The 14,447-nt window shown below is 71.8% G+C and carries 14 protein-coding genes; 10 read left to right on the plus strand and 4 right to left on the minus strand.

What is annotated here, in order from left to right; genetic code table 11:
- Positions 1–130: 130 nt before the first annotated feature.
- On the minus strand, positions 131–1,705 hold the full coding sequence (locus WMF45_RS15530; protein ID WP_437717665.1) for a hypothetical protein: 1,575 nt from the start codon (positions 1,703–1,705) through the stop codon (positions 131–133).
- A 534-nt stretch (positions 1,706–2,239) separates the two neighbouring features.
- Between WMF45_RS15530 and WMF45_RS15535 the strand changes: the two genes are divergently transcribed.
- The 7 genes from WMF45_RS15535 (at position 2,240) to WMF45_RS15565 (ending at position 7,976) form a co-directional block, all read left to right on the plus strand.
- Positions 2,240–2,389 carry a hypothetical protein gene (locus WMF45_RS15535; RefSeq protein WP_437717666.1) on the plus strand — a complete coding sequence of 50 codons (150 nt, stop codon included), beginning with the start codon at positions 2,240–2,242 and terminating at the stop codon, positions 2,387–2,389.
- Positions 2,390–2,394: 5 nt separating this feature from the next.
- Complete coding sequence (locus WMF45_RS15540) at positions 2,395–2,652, plus strand: hypothetical protein (protein ID WP_437717667.1); 258 nt, start codon at positions 2,395–2,397, stop codon at positions 2,650–2,652.
- Positions 2,649–3,464 carry a hypothetical protein gene (locus tag WMF45_RS15545; protein ID WP_437717668.1) on the plus strand — a complete coding sequence of 272 codons (816 nt, stop codon included), beginning with the start codon at positions 2,649–2,651 and terminating at the stop codon, positions 3,462–3,464. The genes WMF45_RS15540 and WMF45_RS15545 overlap by 4 nt, the downstream gene beginning before the upstream one ends.
- Before the next feature lie 348 nt (positions 3,465–3,812).
- Positions 3,813–4,589 carry a class I SAM-dependent methyltransferase gene (locus WMF45_RS15550; protein ID WP_437717669.1) on the plus strand — a complete coding sequence of 259 codons (777 nt, stop codon included), beginning with the start codon at positions 3,813–3,815 and terminating at the stop codon, positions 4,587–4,589.
- A gap of 165 nt (positions 4,590–4,754) precedes the next feature.
- Positions 4,755–6,761, plus strand: a complete 2,007-nt coding sequence (locus tag WMF45_RS15555) for a type VI secretion system Vgr family protein (protein ID WP_437717670.1) — start codon at positions 4,755–4,757, stop codon at positions 6,759–6,761.
- A 19-nt stretch (positions 6,762–6,780) separates the two neighbouring features.
- Positions 6,781–7,137, plus strand: coding sequence for a PAAR domain-containing protein (locus WMF45_RS15560; protein WP_437717671.1), 357 nt, complete (start codon positions 6,781–6,783; stop codon positions 7,135–7,137).
- Complete coding sequence (locus WMF45_RS15565; RefSeq protein WP_437717672.1) at positions 7,134–7,976, plus strand: DUF4123 domain-containing protein; 843 nt, start codon at positions 7,134–7,136, stop codon at positions 7,974–7,976. Before WMF45_RS15560 ends, WMF45_RS15565 begins: the two co-directional genes overlap by 4 nt.
- Before the next feature lie 18 nt (positions 7,977–7,994).
- On the opposite strand, the gene WMF45_RS15570 is transcribed toward WMF45_RS15565, so the two are convergent.
- Positions 7,995–10,331 carry a DUF2169 domain-containing protein gene (locus tag WMF45_RS15570; protein WP_437717673.1) on the minus strand — a complete coding sequence of 779 codons (2,337 nt, stop codon included), beginning with the start codon at positions 10,329–10,331 and terminating at the stop codon, positions 7,995–7,997.
- A gap of 64 nt (positions 10,332–10,395) precedes the next feature.
- Positions 10,396–10,953, minus strand: a complete 558-nt coding sequence (locus WMF45_RS15575; RefSeq protein ID WP_437717674.1) for a hypothetical protein — start codon at positions 10,951–10,953, stop codon at positions 10,396–10,398.
- Between the two features lie 56 nt (positions 10,954–11,009).
- Between WMF45_RS15575 and WMF45_RS15580 the strand changes: the two genes are divergently transcribed.
- On the plus strand, positions 11,010–11,555 hold the full coding sequence (locus WMF45_RS15580) for a DUF4123 domain-containing protein (protein WP_437717675.1): 546 nt from the start codon (positions 11,010–11,012) through the stop codon (positions 11,553–11,555).
- A gap of 39 nt (positions 11,556–11,594) precedes the next feature.
- On the opposite strand, the gene WMF45_RS15585 is transcribed toward WMF45_RS15580, so the two are convergent.
- A complete protein-coding gene (locus WMF45_RS15585) occupies positions 11,595–12,020 on the minus strand; it encodes a CBS domain-containing protein (RefSeq protein ID WP_437717676.1) in 426 nt (141 codons plus the stop codon).
- Between the two features lie 380 nt (positions 12,021–12,400).
- Here WMF45_RS15585 and WMF45_RS15590 point away from each other — a divergent pair, with 380 nt between their 5' ends.
- Both WMF45_RS15590 and WMF45_RS15595 read left to right on the plus strand, forming a co-directional pair.
- On the plus strand, positions 12,401–12,940 hold the full coding sequence (locus tag WMF45_RS15590; RefSeq protein ID WP_437717677.1) for an LEA type 2 family protein: 540 nt from the start codon (positions 12,401–12,403) through the stop codon (positions 12,938–12,940).
- A 540-nt stretch (positions 12,941–13,480) separates the two neighbouring features.
- On the plus strand, positions 13,481–14,446 hold the full coding sequence (locus WMF45_RS15595) for a sigma-54 interaction domain-containing protein (protein ID WP_437717678.1): 966 nt from the start codon (positions 13,481–13,483) through the stop codon (positions 14,444–14,446).
- Position 14,447: the final 1 nt, after the last annotated feature.

Raw genomic sequence — 14,447 nt, forward strand, 5'->3', positions numbered from 1 at the left:
CCATCTCGACGTTTTCGGTGCTCAGCGCACCAGAGTGCGCTTCCGCGCCGAAAACGCCGATCTGGACCCGTCTCCTGTGCGGGTGACCGCCTCGCTGCGACGCGTGTACCAGGGACGGGTGGGAATCGCTCTAGTTCTTCGTCGGCGCGGGCGCGCCGCTCTGGATCCACTGGCGGAGGGTCGCGAGCTCAGCGCTCGTCACGCTCGGCTTGCCGTCCGCGGCCTGCGGCATGACGCCCGTCTGGCAGGTGCCGCCGGCGGAAGGCCTGCATCCGGCGCTCCCGGCCGTCCCTGCGACCTTGAGGTAGAGCCAGCTCTGGTCCGGGTTCCCCGGGACGATGAGCTTGAACTGCCCACCGCCCTTGGCGGTCTTGTTGACGAGACCCGCGACGATGTCCGTCGAGCTGATGTCGCCGCCGAGCGACAGGCCTGCTGCGGGACCGGTCGACGGCGCAGCGTGGCAACCGCTGCACTTGTGGATCGCGCTCTCGAAGATCGGACGGATGGTCTCGTGGAACACGCCGGACTCCTCGGGCAGGGGATTCCCCGGATCCGGATCCGGATTCAGGTCAGGATTGATGACCTGAGCGATCGCGTCCATCTCGTAGCACTGGGCGGCCACCGCGTCCTTCAGCTTCTGGTCGGTGGGCGACATGCCCTTGGCGACACGGTACTTCTCCCAGACGTTGTCGATCCAGCCGTGCAGCTTCCAGAACATGTAGTTGTCGATGTTCGTGAACTGGTTGCCGAGGCCGTGATCGGTGTTCTGGGGGCGCACCCACTTGAAGTGGAGATCGCCGTGAAGGCCGCTGGCCTGCTGGTTGCTGCCGGGGATGGCCTGGCCGGCGAAACACTGGAGCCACATACCGAGCGCGCCCTCGTCCGGGAAGCGGCTCAGGTTCTCCGGCTTGTCGATCTCGTCGCCGATCTTCGCGTTGGCGAGCGTCGTGGCGCTCCAGGCCCTGAAGTCCGATCTCCACTGCTGGGGCACCTCCTCCGCGGTCGTGGGGAACTTCTTGAAGCCCTCGAACTGCTCCGAGTGCTTCGGCCAGAGCTGCTTCAGCGACTGGATCATGTGCCGGTGCATGGCGAGGAACTGGAAGCCGTCGCCCGTCGTCTTGCACTCCTGGTCCGCCGGGACCGGGACCGCCGATTTGCAGATATTGACCCTGCTCATGCCCATGCCGGTATTGCAGCGCCGGATGCTATGCCACTCGAAGTGGGCGGCTTGCCATTCGTTCTCCTCCATCCAGGCGATGACTTCCGGCTGGACCGTGAGATCGATCTGGTTGTTCTTCACGAACTCCGCCGAGCCGTCCTTCATCGTCGCGTCGCTGGGATGGGGATCGTAACCGTCCACGCAATGATCCTTCGGATGCGTGTCGCCCGTCCCGCTCGAGCCGCCGGTGCCACCGGCGGGATCTCCGGTCGACGAGGAGGAGCCCGTGGTCGCAGCAGCGGTGGAGGCGTCGCCCGCGCCGGCGCCGCTGGTGCTGGGGCCGGCGTTGGTGCCGGTCAACGAGGAGGTCGTGGTGGAGGTCGACGACACGCCGCCGCCTGCTCCACCAGAGCCCCCGACGTCGGGATCGTCGCCGCTACAGGCGCCCAGCAGCAAGGCCGCAGCGCACGAGAGGAAACCGAACGTGCGTTGAGACATCTTGCCCAATGACACGGTGGACGGACCTGCCTGATCGTTGATTCGCATGGTGCTCCTCGTTACCGCTGGATGCCGGACCGCTGGGTGCCGGATGCATGCTTCCGCGCAGCCGCTGAGCTAGACGCCAGAGGGAGCATCGGCAGACCGCCGGTGTCATTTGCGTAGCACGAGGCTTCCGAGCGGAGAAGCGGGTGTAAATTTGCTCCAGAACGATCATCGCCGTCGTTGGATGAGCCGCGGGGAGAGGGAAAGTAAAGAGTTTTTAATAAGTCAAGGGTGATCCCCGATCACCCCATGTGACGAGGGTTCCGTGCGCCATCCGCCTTCCTCTTGGAAAAGTGAAGCTGTATCGATGGTTGGTCCCGTTCAGTGAGGCCATAAATTGCCCGTTTCTGCCCAGCCGTTCCGCTGACCTGCGAGATCAAGGGGGCTCCATGAGAAGGCGAGCTCGACAGGGCGTCGGCCTCGGCGACCTCGTGGCGCTTCAAACCCTCGAGGAGGGTATCGCCTTTGCGCTGCGGCGCGAACACCGCGGCTCCCGAGCGCCGACCCGCGAGTGGGCAGCTCGATGAGCTCTCGGAGATGGTCACGGAGCATGTGAAGCGGCCCGCGGGCGCGTCCTCTGCCTCATTGACCCTCTCGCGCGGCGCGATCTACCTTGCGAGCGCCTCCATGACCATCCACGTCGTCCGCCAGGGCGAGCTCCCGGCCGCCATGGCGCGTCGCTGCTGAGGGCGATGCTTCCGGCGGACGAGGTGATCAAGAAGCTGGTGGACGTGCTCGCGCCGTACCTCGGCGAGAACATGGCGCGCGCGGCCGTGCGCAGCCAGGCGGACAAGCTGGAGTTCAAGCACGGGCGCCTCGCCCCTGCCGACGTGCAGCGCTTGCTGGCCGCGGTCGCGCCGGGGCTCGGCGTGTTCGTCGGGCGCGACAAGGCCCAGCGGATCCTCGACGAGGCGCGCGCCGCGATCGGGGCGCAGGGAGGAGCTCGATGACGCGCGTCCCCGTTCGCCGCGTGGCGCCGGTGGTGGTGACGATCGTGTGCGCGGTGTACGTCCCGCGCCTGCTGCCCCCGTCCGCCGAGCTCTCCGAGCGGCTCCTCCCGACGCCGGTCGTCGACACCGTGGGTCCGCTCGTGCGGCTCGCGTGCCTCGCGGTCGCCGCCGTGTTCGGCCTGCGCAGCGCCGCGCGCCTCGAGCGCGACAACCCGGCGCGCGGCCCGTGGTTCCTGCTCGGCGCGTGGCTCGCGCTCTTCACCCTGGGCCAGGTCGGGCTCGTGTACTATCCGCTCGTCGCGCGCGCGCCCACGCCGCTGCCGTCCATCGCGGACGCCGCGTTCCTCCTGGGATATGCGCTGCTGATCGCCGCGTCGGTGCGCTTCGTCTTCGTGTACCGCGCGTCCGGCTTCCCCGTCGGCAGCGCGCGCGAGCACCTCGGCATCGCCGCGGGCGCGGCGGCGGCGATGGCGATCGTCGGTTATCCCGTGCTCGCCCCGATCGCGCGCGCGCCGGTGCCGCTCGGCGAGCGGCTCATCAACATCGCCTATCCCATCCTCGATCTGATCGCGCTCGTCCCCGCGCTGGTGATGCTGCGGATCGCGTGCGCCTTTCGCGGCGGCAAGGTGTGGGCGATCTGGGGATCGCTGCTCGCGGGCTGCGCGCTCATGGCCGTGGGAGACATCCTGTTCGCGTTCTTCTCCTCGGCGAAGGTGACCGCGTTCGGGCCGGGCGTGGACATGATGTTGCTCCTCGGGTACTTCGCGGCGGCGTGCGGGACGATGCTGCAATACGAGACGATCACCGACTGACGACGGTGGTGCGGTGCTTGCCATAGGTCGCAGGTCACGGAACGCCCCGGCGGCGCGCGATGGCACGGGGGCTCTGGCTACCTCTACTGCGGGAAGTTGCCCCCGATCAGCAGAAAAACCGCCAAGCCGCCAAGGACGCCAAGGGGAGAGGGGAAAGCTGGCCGTCCGGGCATTCCCCCCTGTTCCCCGGCTTTCTTGGCGTCTTATGGCGTCTTGGCGGTTCGCTTCCCCGGCCGACTTCCCGCAGTAGAGCTACTTCATCACCGCGCGCTTCGAGCACGGGGGGGCGAGATGAGACGTGACCTCCCTGGGAGCCTCCACAAGGACGTTGGCGTCAGGAGGCCTGACGTGGCCGCGTCGAGCGCCGCGCAGGCCTACCGGAGAGGGAGCCTCTGGCAGAGGGGGCGCGGCGAGCGCCTCCTCGCGTTCGCCGGCGTGAGGCGAGGCGAGCTCGTGCTCGACCTCGGCTGCGGCACCGGCGGCCTCACGCGGCAGCTCGCCGAGCTCGTGGGCCCCGACGGGCGCGTCCTTGGGATCGATCCGGACGAGGCGCGGATCGCGCTCGCCCGGCGCACCGCAGGCGCGCCCAACCTGGAGTTCCAGGTGGCGGCGGCCGAGACCCTCGGCGAGGTCGCCCGGGAGCGCTCCTTCGATCTCGTCTTCTCGAACTTCGTGTTTCACTGGATCCGCGACAAGCGCGCGGTCCTCCGCCTGACGCGCGACCGGCTCCGCCCCGCAGGCCGCATCCTCGTCCAGTGCGTCTCGTCGCTCCCCGCGCTCGTCGGGGAGCTCTCGCGGCTCGCAGACCCTTCCGGGGAGAGGATCCTGCGGGATTTCGCCTTCGAGGACGCCGCGGCGCTCGCGCACCACGTCGAGGGCGCCGGGCTGCAGCTGCTCCGCCTGGAGGAGCAGCATGGTACTCACGTGGTTCCGACGCTGGACGCGTTGCTGAGGTGGTGGCAGGCGACGACCCACGAGCGGTTCGACCCGCGGGCCATCGAGCCCGCGGCGCTCTCTCGGTTCGCCGAGCAGCACGGCGACGGCGGCGTGTTCCGGGTGCGCGAGACGTTCTGCTGGTTCGAGGCGCGGCTCGCCCCGGCGCACTCGTGGGGACGCGAAGGCTGACCGCTCAATCTCGAGGATTTTTCTGGATTGCTTCGACGTTTGTCTGGTTGCGGGACCAGGACGACGCGATGCTCCTGGTTGACAGGCCCCGTTCTTTTCCGAGGTGGGCTACCATGCGCTCTCCGCAGCCTCCCGCGGCGGGGCCCGCACCCAGGACCGATCCGAATGTCGATCTTCGAGCTCTCGTTCCAGTCCGGGGAGGACTCGCTCTCCGTGCGCCGTGTCGTGGTCCAGGAGGCTGTCTCCGAGCTCTTCGCCGTCTCGGTGTGGGCCCGGTCCAGGCTCTCGGATATCGAGCTGGAGTCGCTCGTCGGCCAGAGCGCGTCGCTCCAGATCCAGCCCGACACCGCGCACCTCCACTGGCTGAGCAGCAGGCTCTGGCAAGGCGTGTGCAGCCACGTGGAGCAGGTGCAGGCCGAGCCGACGGGGCTCTCGACGTACTACCTCCGCATCGTGCCGCGCCTCTGGCTGCTCACCCAGCGCCGCGGCCACCGCATCTACCAGCACCTCTCCATCCCCGACATCGTCGATGCGCTCCTCGGCGAGTGGGCGATCGAGCCGGCGTGGAAGATCGATCGCGGCGCGTACCCCAGGCTCGAATACAAGGTGCAGCACGGCGAGAGTGATCACGCCTTTCTCTGCCGCCTCCTCGAGGAGGCGGGCATCGCCTACACCTTCCCGGACCGCGGGGCGGACACCAAGCTCACCCTGAGCGACAAGCTCGAGGCGGAGCCGCTGCGGCCGGGGCCGCCGCTGCCGTACGTCGACAACCCCCTCGAGACCGCCGCGCGCGAGTTCGTCACAAGGGTGCGGCTCGGCCACGAGGTCCGGCCCGGCGCGAGCACGATCCGCGGCCACGACTTCCGCAAGCCCTCGTTCGCGCTCACCGGCGAGGCGCCCGCGGCGCCCGCGCCCGAGGCGACGTACGAGCAGTACCGCTACGAGCCCGGCGCGTTCCTCGCCGCGAGCGCCGGGGGCGGCGCGCCCGTCGGCGACGCCAAGGGCGTTTACCGCCACGACCCGAAGCACGGGGCCGATCTCTCGACGCGGGTCCTCGCGGCGATGCGCGCCGACAAGCGCGGCGTGCTCTTCGAGGCCAACGTGATCGACCTCTACCCCGGCCGGGTCTTCGCCGTCGATCAGCACCCGCACCCGGAGCTCGGAAAGGGGCCGCTCCTGGTGGCCGAGCTCGAGATCGTGGCCTCGCTCGGCGAGCCGTGGAGCGTGCGCGGGCGCGCGCTCTTCGCCGATCCCAAGGTCCCGTACCGGCCGGCGCGCAAGACGCCCAGGCCGGTCGCGCCCGGGCTGCAGAGCGCGACCGTGGTGGGGCCGCCGGGCGCCGAGATCCACACCGACGAGCTCGGGCGGGTGCGCGTGCAGTTCCCGTGGGATCGCGAGGGCAAGCTCGACGACAACAGCTCATGCTGGATGCGCGTGAGCCAGGGCTGGGCGGGCGCCGGCTTCGGGATGTTCATGCTCCCCCGCGTCGGCCAGGAGGTGCTGGTGGCCTTCCTCGACGGCGATCCAGATCTCCCGATCGTGGCCGGGCGCGCCTTCAACGGCCGCGAGCTCGTGCCGTACAAGCTGCCGGATCACAAGACGGTGAGCACCTGGAAGAGCAGCTCGTCGCCCGGCGGCGCGGGCTACAACGAGATCAAGTTCGAGGACCAGGCGGGCCAGGAGCTCGTCTACATGCAGGCGCAGCGCGACAGGAACCAGCTCGTCAAGCGCGATGAGGTCGAGCGCACCGCGCGCCACAAGCGGAGCACCGTGGGAGGCGACGAGCACGTCGTCGTGAAGGGCGCGCGAAAGCAGCTCGTCCACGGGGGTGACCACGTGCACGTGAAGCTGGACCAGCGAACGGCCGTCGACGGCTCGGTGTCGCTCACGGTCGCGGTGAACCGGGACGAGCGCGTGGGCGCGAACCACGCGCTCGAGGCCGGCAAGCAGCTCCACATCAAGGCGGGGGCGACCCTTGTGCTCGAGGCCGGCCAGCGGCTCACCATCAAGGGGCCAGGAGGCTTCATCGACATCCACTCAGGGGGCGTCGACATCGTGGGAACCATCGTCAACATCAACAGCGGCGGCGCGCCGGGCGCCGGCCAGGGCGCGAACCCGGCGGCGCCGCTCGATGCCGAAGAGGCGCACCCCAAGGACACGTCGTCTCCCTGAGACGAGGAGGAGCGAGATCATGCCCGCCGCCGCGCGCCTCACCGATCTGCACACCTGCCCGACCCACCCTGGGCCCACGCCGCTCGTCTCGTCGGCCAGGACGGTGAACATCGGCTTCCTGCCCGCGGCGCGGGTCGGCGATCGCGCCGCGTGCCCGGCCAGCGCCGCGATCGTCCAGGGCTCGGCGACCGTGTTCATCGAGGGCGCCATGGCCGCGCGGCTCGGCGACGAGACGGCGCCGAAGGGCGCGATCGTGACGGGGTGCCCGACGGTGAACATCGGCTCGACCCCCACCATCGATGCGTTGGTCGCCGCGTCCGCGTCGGGGACTCCGTTCCTCGATTGCGAGAGCTGCCGGATGGACGGCGCCGGGTGAAGGCGCTGCTCCACGTGACATCAGGGCTGCTCGCCGGGCGGCGCGTGCGCCTCCAGGCCGGCGAGGCGCTGCGCGTGGGGCGCCTCGGGCGGGCAGATATCGTGATCTCGCAGGACGAGCAGATGGCGCCGGTGCACTTCGAGGTGGCCTGGGACGGCGCCGCGTGCCGGCTCCTCGATCGGAGCCGCCGGGGGACGCAGGTCGGCGGCAAGGCGGTCGCCGAGGCCACGATCGGCGACGGCGCCCTCATCGTCGCGGGGCAAACCCACTTCCTGCTGCGGCTCGTGCCCGACGATCTGGGCGCCGATTTCCCCCCTGCGCCGCCGCGCCCGCCGCCGTCACGGGAGCTGCTCGCCGCGCGGGCGGTCGCGCTGGAGGCGCTGCAGAGCGAGCCGGAGCCGCTCTTCGCGCTCCTCGACGCCGCCCGTGAGCGGCGCATCCTCACGCTGCTGCGCGGCTGCGAGGACGAGAATCGCTCGCTCTTCGAGGGCGTCGCGGGCGAGGCGATGGCCCGGGCGGCGCCGCACCTCGTGCGGATAGAGAAGGGGTCGGCGCTCCTGCCGGTGCTCGTGAACGAGGGGTGGGGCGAGAGCTGGGGAGTCTACCTGACCGGGCGGAGGCCTCTTCGAGAGGTGCGGCAGAGGTTGCGGCGGTCGCTGATCGTGAGGGACGAAGAGACGGGGAAGGGGCTCTATTTCCGGTTCTACGATCCGCGGGTGCTGCGGTCGTTCCTGCCGTCGTGCTCGGCGCGGCAGCGGAGCGAGATCCTGGGGACGGAGATCGGCGGGTTCGTCATCGAGGGCGAGACGGGCGAGGTCCTGCGGCTCGGGGGGGCGTGACGGCGCCTGTCCGGATCCTCAGGATGCGCGCCGCTGCCTGACCTGCACCACCCGGCCCAGCGCCGCCGCCTGGAGCGCCACCGGCTCCGCCTCTCGCTCGTCCATCGCCGGGTGCACCGCCGCGATCACCCGCGCCCGGAAGCGCGCCGAGAGCGGCAGCGCCTCGGCGATCGAGGCCGGCAGGTAGATCACGAGCGGCTGCGTCTCTCCCGCGACGCGCAGCAACCCGCGCAGGTGCGGCCCGCCCAGCACCTTGCGCTTCTGGTAGTGCCGCTGCTCCAGCAGCGCGCGCTCCACCTGCTCGTTCGCGAGCTCCACCCGGCCCCTCTTTCCGTGGCCGAGCGCCTCGCGGATCTTCCCGCTCAGCGCCTCGGCGACGGCGGGCGCCGTCGAGACGCCCGGCGTGGCGAGGAATTTCTCGGCGGCCCCGAGCGCCGCCGCGAGCGCGTCGTCGCCGGCCGCGAGCGGCGTCGCGGTGGAGACCAGCGCCTTCAGCGTCTCCACTTCGTCAAAGGACAGCGAGAGCTCGCCCTCGATCAGCTCGAGCGGCGGCACCGGCATGCCGCGCTTGCCGGCGGCGCGCGCCAGCGCGCCGTGCACGCCCGCGACGTCGGCGGCCGCGCCGCGATCGAGGATCTCGAAGACCTGCGCCCGATCCTCGATCTCGGCGGGCTCGTCGGAGAGGGCCGGATCGTCGGCCTCCGGGTCGAGGGGCTCGGCCTCCATGGCGTCGAGCAGGCGCTGCCAGGCCGGCTTGCGGACGATGCGCGGCACGCTCTTCCGATCGAACCAGACGAGCGTCAGCGCGTCCCGCTGCGCGGGCGCGAGCGCGGCGCCGGCGTCCGCTGCCCCGCCTGCGCCCGCGAGCATCGCGCCGATGGTCTGCGGCGCCGCCGGCGCGTGCGGGATCATGCCCATGGCGCTCGACCCGGGCTGCGGGGCGCCGGCCGCCCAGGGGCTCACCGGCTCGCCGGGCGAGGCCTTCGCGATCGGCGGGGCAGGGATCGGAGAAGGGGTGTTCGGAGGAGGGGTGTTCGATGCGGCCGCGGGGGGCGGCGCCGAGGACGGGGCGACGAAGGGGAGAGGCACCTTCGTCGCATCCTCGGTGAGATCGCCCGTCTCGCCCTCGGTCGAGCTCGGCTTCGGCCGGACACCGGGCGGCTCGGCCGGCCGCGGCGCGGGCGCCTCGGGAGGAGGCGGCGTGGGCGGCCCCGCGCGAAAGGGCATGATCGGCGCCTGCTGGGGGCCCAGCGACTTCGCGTGGATGTCGAGGGTCAGCGTCGACGGGCCGGGGGCGGGGGGATTCACCCTGGGCGCGGCCGGGGCTACCCGCGGCGGCGGATGGGGCCCCGGCGCCGAGGGGGTGGGCGCCTCGGCCGGCGCCTGCCGCGCGGGCCGCTCCAGCGAGACGCGGATCTGCCCTGACTCCTTGGGGCTCGCGAGCGGGAGCTGGCCTCGCCAGGTCAGCGTGCAGAGGAGGCGATCGGTGTCGATCACGAGCGTGTCGCAGCGCATGCCGAGCTCGCGCGGCCCGCCGGCGCGGCCGGTGACGGTCGCCCGCGGGCGGACGCCGGGGAGGCTCGTGACGAGGCGCGGGTGGCGAGGATGGAGGTTCTCGAGCACGATCTGCTCGTCCTCGCGGAGCTGCAGCAGGCGCTGATCGAGCGGAGCGACGTTGAAGAAGGTGCGATCGAGATCCTCCGGAAGCGGGCTCGAGAGGAGCGCGCCCGACGACCAGGCCGCCGCGTGTCTGCCGAGCCTGCGGTGCCGCAAAGGCCAGGTGGGGGCGATGGGCCCGAAGCCCACGGCCGCGATCGGATCGTCCGGGCTGGCCACGACGTGATCCACGGGGAGGAGGTTCGGGACGGCGGCCCTGCCGCGGGCGTCGCGCGCCTCCCGATGGATGCCCGCGGGGTTGTCCGTGTCCGGCCCGCCCGCGGCGCGCTCGTAGGCGAGCGGCATCGCCGTGAAGTGCGCTCCTTCCTGGAGCTCGCCCCCCTGGGTGAACAGGCGATCGCAGAACACCTGAATGGGTTTGTCGATCTCGCCCACCGCCATCCGCGCGATCAGCGACCGCGCGGGGCTGCCGCCGGGCGCGTGGGCGTGGCCGACGAGGACGACATCGGCGCCCTGCTTCTGCGGCGCGAGATCGCTCGCCTCGATCAGGCTGCGCGCGGGGTCGTCGCCCAGGTGCGCGTCGCGCTCGCGGATCGGCTCCTGCGCGGGCGCGAGCGGCGACTCGCCCGGCGCGAGCGTGAACGTCGCCTTGCAGATGACGGTGAGCACCCAGGTCAGGGAGCGCACCTGCCAGAGGAGCGAGGCGACGGGGAGCGGCCCGTCGGAGACGACATCCATAGGGGGGCCGACGGTACCACCACTCCGGCCGATTGGATTCGGTCAGGCGCGGCGCTCCGCGCCGTCAGGGGGCGCGCGGGCTGTCCGCGATGAACGGGAGCCCTGCCGCGGCCGCGTCCCGGAACGCCTGGGCCGAGGCGGCGGCCCGCTGCAGGCACGGCCAGCACGGCTCCTCGTGCGCGTCGTCGGGCTCCTCCACCGGCGCTGCCGCGGCGCGCGGGCGCTGGGCCGGGACCGCCGCGGCGGGAGAGGGCGCGGGCTGGGCCAGGTCCTTCCCGGAGCCACCCTGGTCCGGGGCCTCCGCGACGTGCACGTGCCCCGCCGCGAGCGCGGCCGCGAGGTGGTCGATCACCTCGCGATCGTCCGGCGACATCGAGAGCCAGGGCCGATCCTCGCGGAGGAACCGCCGCAGCTCGTGCAGGATCTCGGCGCGCGCGCCGAGCGAGGCGATGGTGCGCCGCGCCGCGAGCCGATCTCCGCGAAGCGGCACGCGATCGCCCGGGGGCGGCTCTTCCCACGACCAGAAGAGATCGATCCACCGCTCCTCGCCCGGCCTCGCGGGCCCGCCGCCCTCCGGCGAGACAAGGTCGAGAAAACGCTCGTTCAACCGCAGCCGCAGCACGGAGGCAGGTTATCATGCCCGGGGCCGCGCCGGGCGGCCCCGCCGCGAGGTGATGGATGGATGACGCCGCGCTCGATCGAATCGTTCAGCACCTCTGGGGCGCGGAGGCGGATCTGGTCTACGCCGTCCTCGACGGCGCCCGCGACACGGCGATCTCCGACTCGGTGCGCTCCTCGGACCTGCCGCACTGCTGTCTCCTCGCGGGCGAGCTGGGCCCGGAGCTGGCCCAGGTGGCGCCCTACCTGGTGAGGCTCCAGCGATCGGGGGAGCTCACGCGACGCCTGCTCCGGCTCGGGTGGGGGAAGAGCTGGGGTATCTTCCTCGCCACGCCGTCTCCCCTCGAGACAGTGCGGCGGCACCTGCGCCGGCTGCTCCGCGTCCTGGGTCCGGACGGAGCGGCCATGTTCTTTCGCTACTACGACCCGCGGGTATTGCGCACCTACCTGCCCACGTGCAACGCCGGGGAGCTCGGCGAGGTGTTCGGTCCCGTCCTTCGTTACGCGGTCGAGGGCGAAGACGCCGGGGAGCTCGTCGTGTTCCGGCGCGCCGGGCCCGAGCTCGCGCGCTCCGTTGTCGACCTCCGCGCGGCCGCGCCGGCGTGAAGCGCCAGGGTAGCCCAGTCCACCTCGCTGAAGCGGCGGTCACTCCTCCATGAGGAGCCCGCGAAAGATGTCCACATAGCTGACGATGCCGACCAGCGCGCCTTCTCCGTCGACGACCGGGAGCGCGCCGATCTTGTTGTCGAGCATGAGCTCCATGAGCTCGGTCACGTCCGCGTCCGGACTGGCGCTCACGACATTGCCGCTCATGATCGTGGACACCGGCGCGCGGGCCTTCCGCGGCGCTGCGCCGGCCCCCGCGGTGTCCTCCGCGTAGGGCGACTGGAGCGCGCGCAGGTCGCGATCGCTGAGCATCCCGACCAGCTCACCCTGCTCGTCGACGACCGGCACGTGGCGGAAGTCCATCGTCTGGAGCACGTTCACCGCCTCGCCGATGGGGTCGTCGACCCGCACGGTCCGGGGGTTCTCGGTCATGAGCTCGGCGGCGCAGATCTTGGGCAACGGCATCACATGCACGTTTAGAGCAAGTTCCGGACCAGTCGATCCTTCGATGATGTCGAGCTCGCCGGGCGCGCGAGCGGCCCCATTCGCCGACCCGTCGACGCCGCCGAGGGCCTCTCCGAGGCGCGCGACACGACAGGACGATAAAGGCGTTCGGCGGCGGGAGCCTCCGAGGGGGGAAGCCAGAGATCGTCTTGGGCCGCGATGAACACCGGCCGGTCGTGGATGCGTGGCGTGGCCTTGGCTGCCGAGCGCGCATCGTGCGACAGCCACACGGCGTGCGACCTCCCGTGGTGAGCCGAGCGCTCCGCGCGCCGCCGTTCGCCGCGCCCGCCCCACCACGCCGCGAGGTGACGGCGTGGCCCTGCGCGGTTAAGCTCGCGCTCGTGCCGTTTCCCCGGAAGACCACCCCCCTGCGCCGCCTGCCCGCGCTCGCGCTCGCGCTCGCAGCGCTGACGGCGATCGCCGGCGCCGCGTGCGTCAGCAAGCCGACGATGCAGCTCGACCACGCCGAGATCACAGGGATCCGCATCGCCTTCCCGCCGAGCCTCGGCATCCTCATGACGATCGTCGTCAACGTGCACAACCCGAACTCGTACGACGTCGCTGTCCGCGCGGTGCGCGGTCAGGTCGTGCTCGCCGGCCGCTACCCGCTGGCGGTCGACTTCCGGGCCGACGGCGACGGCGTGTGGCTCGCTTCCGACCGCACGACCCAGGTCCGCGTCCCCGTGAGCGTCCCCGTCGATCTCGGCTTCCAGCTGCTCCGCGAGACGCTCTCGTCGCCCGTCATCCCGTACCGCTTCAGCGGCCGGGCGGACGTCACCGCGACGCGCACCTTCCGGCTCGAGGCCGACGACTACTCGATCGACGATCACGGCGTCGTCGCCCGCAACCAGATCGAGACCGCCCTGGGCATCCTGCGATAACACCCGCCGCGGCCGGAGGCCGCCGGCGGCACCCAGGCGGCCCAGGGGGCGCCCCCGCGCGGACGAACACGCGCTCGATCTCCGGCGAGGACCACGCGCCGCGGTGCCCGCGTCGGCGTGGCGCACGACGTGCCGATGTTGCGCAAGTCGCGCCGACGCGGCGCGGCTGCCCTCGACGTCGGCGCCCGCGCTGGCCGGCCGGCCCGATCGACGCTCGACGCGATGACAGTCCATGACGGCGGCGCGCCCGCGCCGTGAGCGTCTCGCTCCTTCCTGGTGGCGGCTCCCGCCATCGGGTGGAGGCTCCGGCCTCCAGGCGGCGCGGCGAGCCTCGACGCGCAGCCTCCGCGCGGGACATCCTGCCCGTCCTGCTCGCTCTCCTCGGCGGTGCCTCGCGCCGCCACGGAGCACGCGGGCACCCAGGCCAGTCCGTTCATCGATGGATCGGCGTGTTGGCCACCGACTTGCTTCGGCTCGCTCCTGAACTCGGTCGCACCTGCGACACGCCGTCCCGCGCCTTCGGCGCGAGGGGGAGCTTTCATGGTGGATGGCTGTTCCAGCGGTTTTCTCGCGCTCGATCCGGAGATGAGGCGCCTGCGAGAGGCCCTCGAGACCGTGGCGCCCACGCCGCTTCCGGTCCTGATCCTCGGCGAGACCGGGACGGGGAAAGAGGTGGTGGCGGAGTGGATCGCCGGCATGTCGGGGCATCCCCGCGAGCGCTTCGTGAAGGTCAACTGCGCGAGCCTGTCGGAGTCGCTCGTCGAGAGCGAGCTCTTCGGCCACGAGCGCGGCGCGTTCACCGGGGCGGTGGCGCCGCGCGAAGGGCTGTTCGAGGCCGCCCACGAGGGCACGCTCTTCCTCGACGAGGTGGGGGAGCTGTCCCCGCGCACCCAGGCGAAGCTGCTCCGCACGCTGGAGTACGGCGAGATCGTCCGCGTCGGGAGCACGCGCCCGCGGCGCGTGGACGTCCGGGTGATCGCGGCGACGCACCGCGATCTCGAGCAGATGGTGCGGGAGGGGAGCTTCCGCCAGGACCTCTACTTCCGCCTCAACGCGATCACCCTGCGGATCCCGCCGCTCCGGGCCCGCACCTCCGAGATCCTGCCGCTCGCGGCGCTCTTCGCGGCGCGCCTCTCGCAGCGGCTCGCGCGCCCGGCGCCGCCGCTCGCGAAGGAGGCGACGGCCGCGCTGCTCTCGCACGCCTGGCCGGGGAACGTCCGGGAGCTGCGCCACGTGGTCGAGCGCGCGGTGGTGATGTCGAAGGGCGGGACGATCGGCGCGGACCACCTGATGCTGGAGGCGCCGCGGGCGCCGGTCGAGGCCGGGATCAAGGGCGATCTGCGCTCCTTCGAGCGAGACCGCATCGTCGCCGCGCTCGAGCAGGCCCGCCAGAACCAGACGCGGGCCGCCGCGCTGCTCGGCGTGTCGCGGCGCACGCTGACCAACAAGCTCAACGCGTACGGCATCGCGCGGCCCCGCAAGAAGGTCGCGCTGGAGGAGTGCTGAC

The sequence above is a fragment of the Sorangium sp. So ce448 genome, from assembly GCF_051520915.1.
In the GTDB taxonomy this organism is placed as follows: domain Bacteria; phylum Myxococcota_A; class Polyangia; order Polyangiales; family Polyangiaceae; genus Sorangium; species Sorangium cellulosum_B.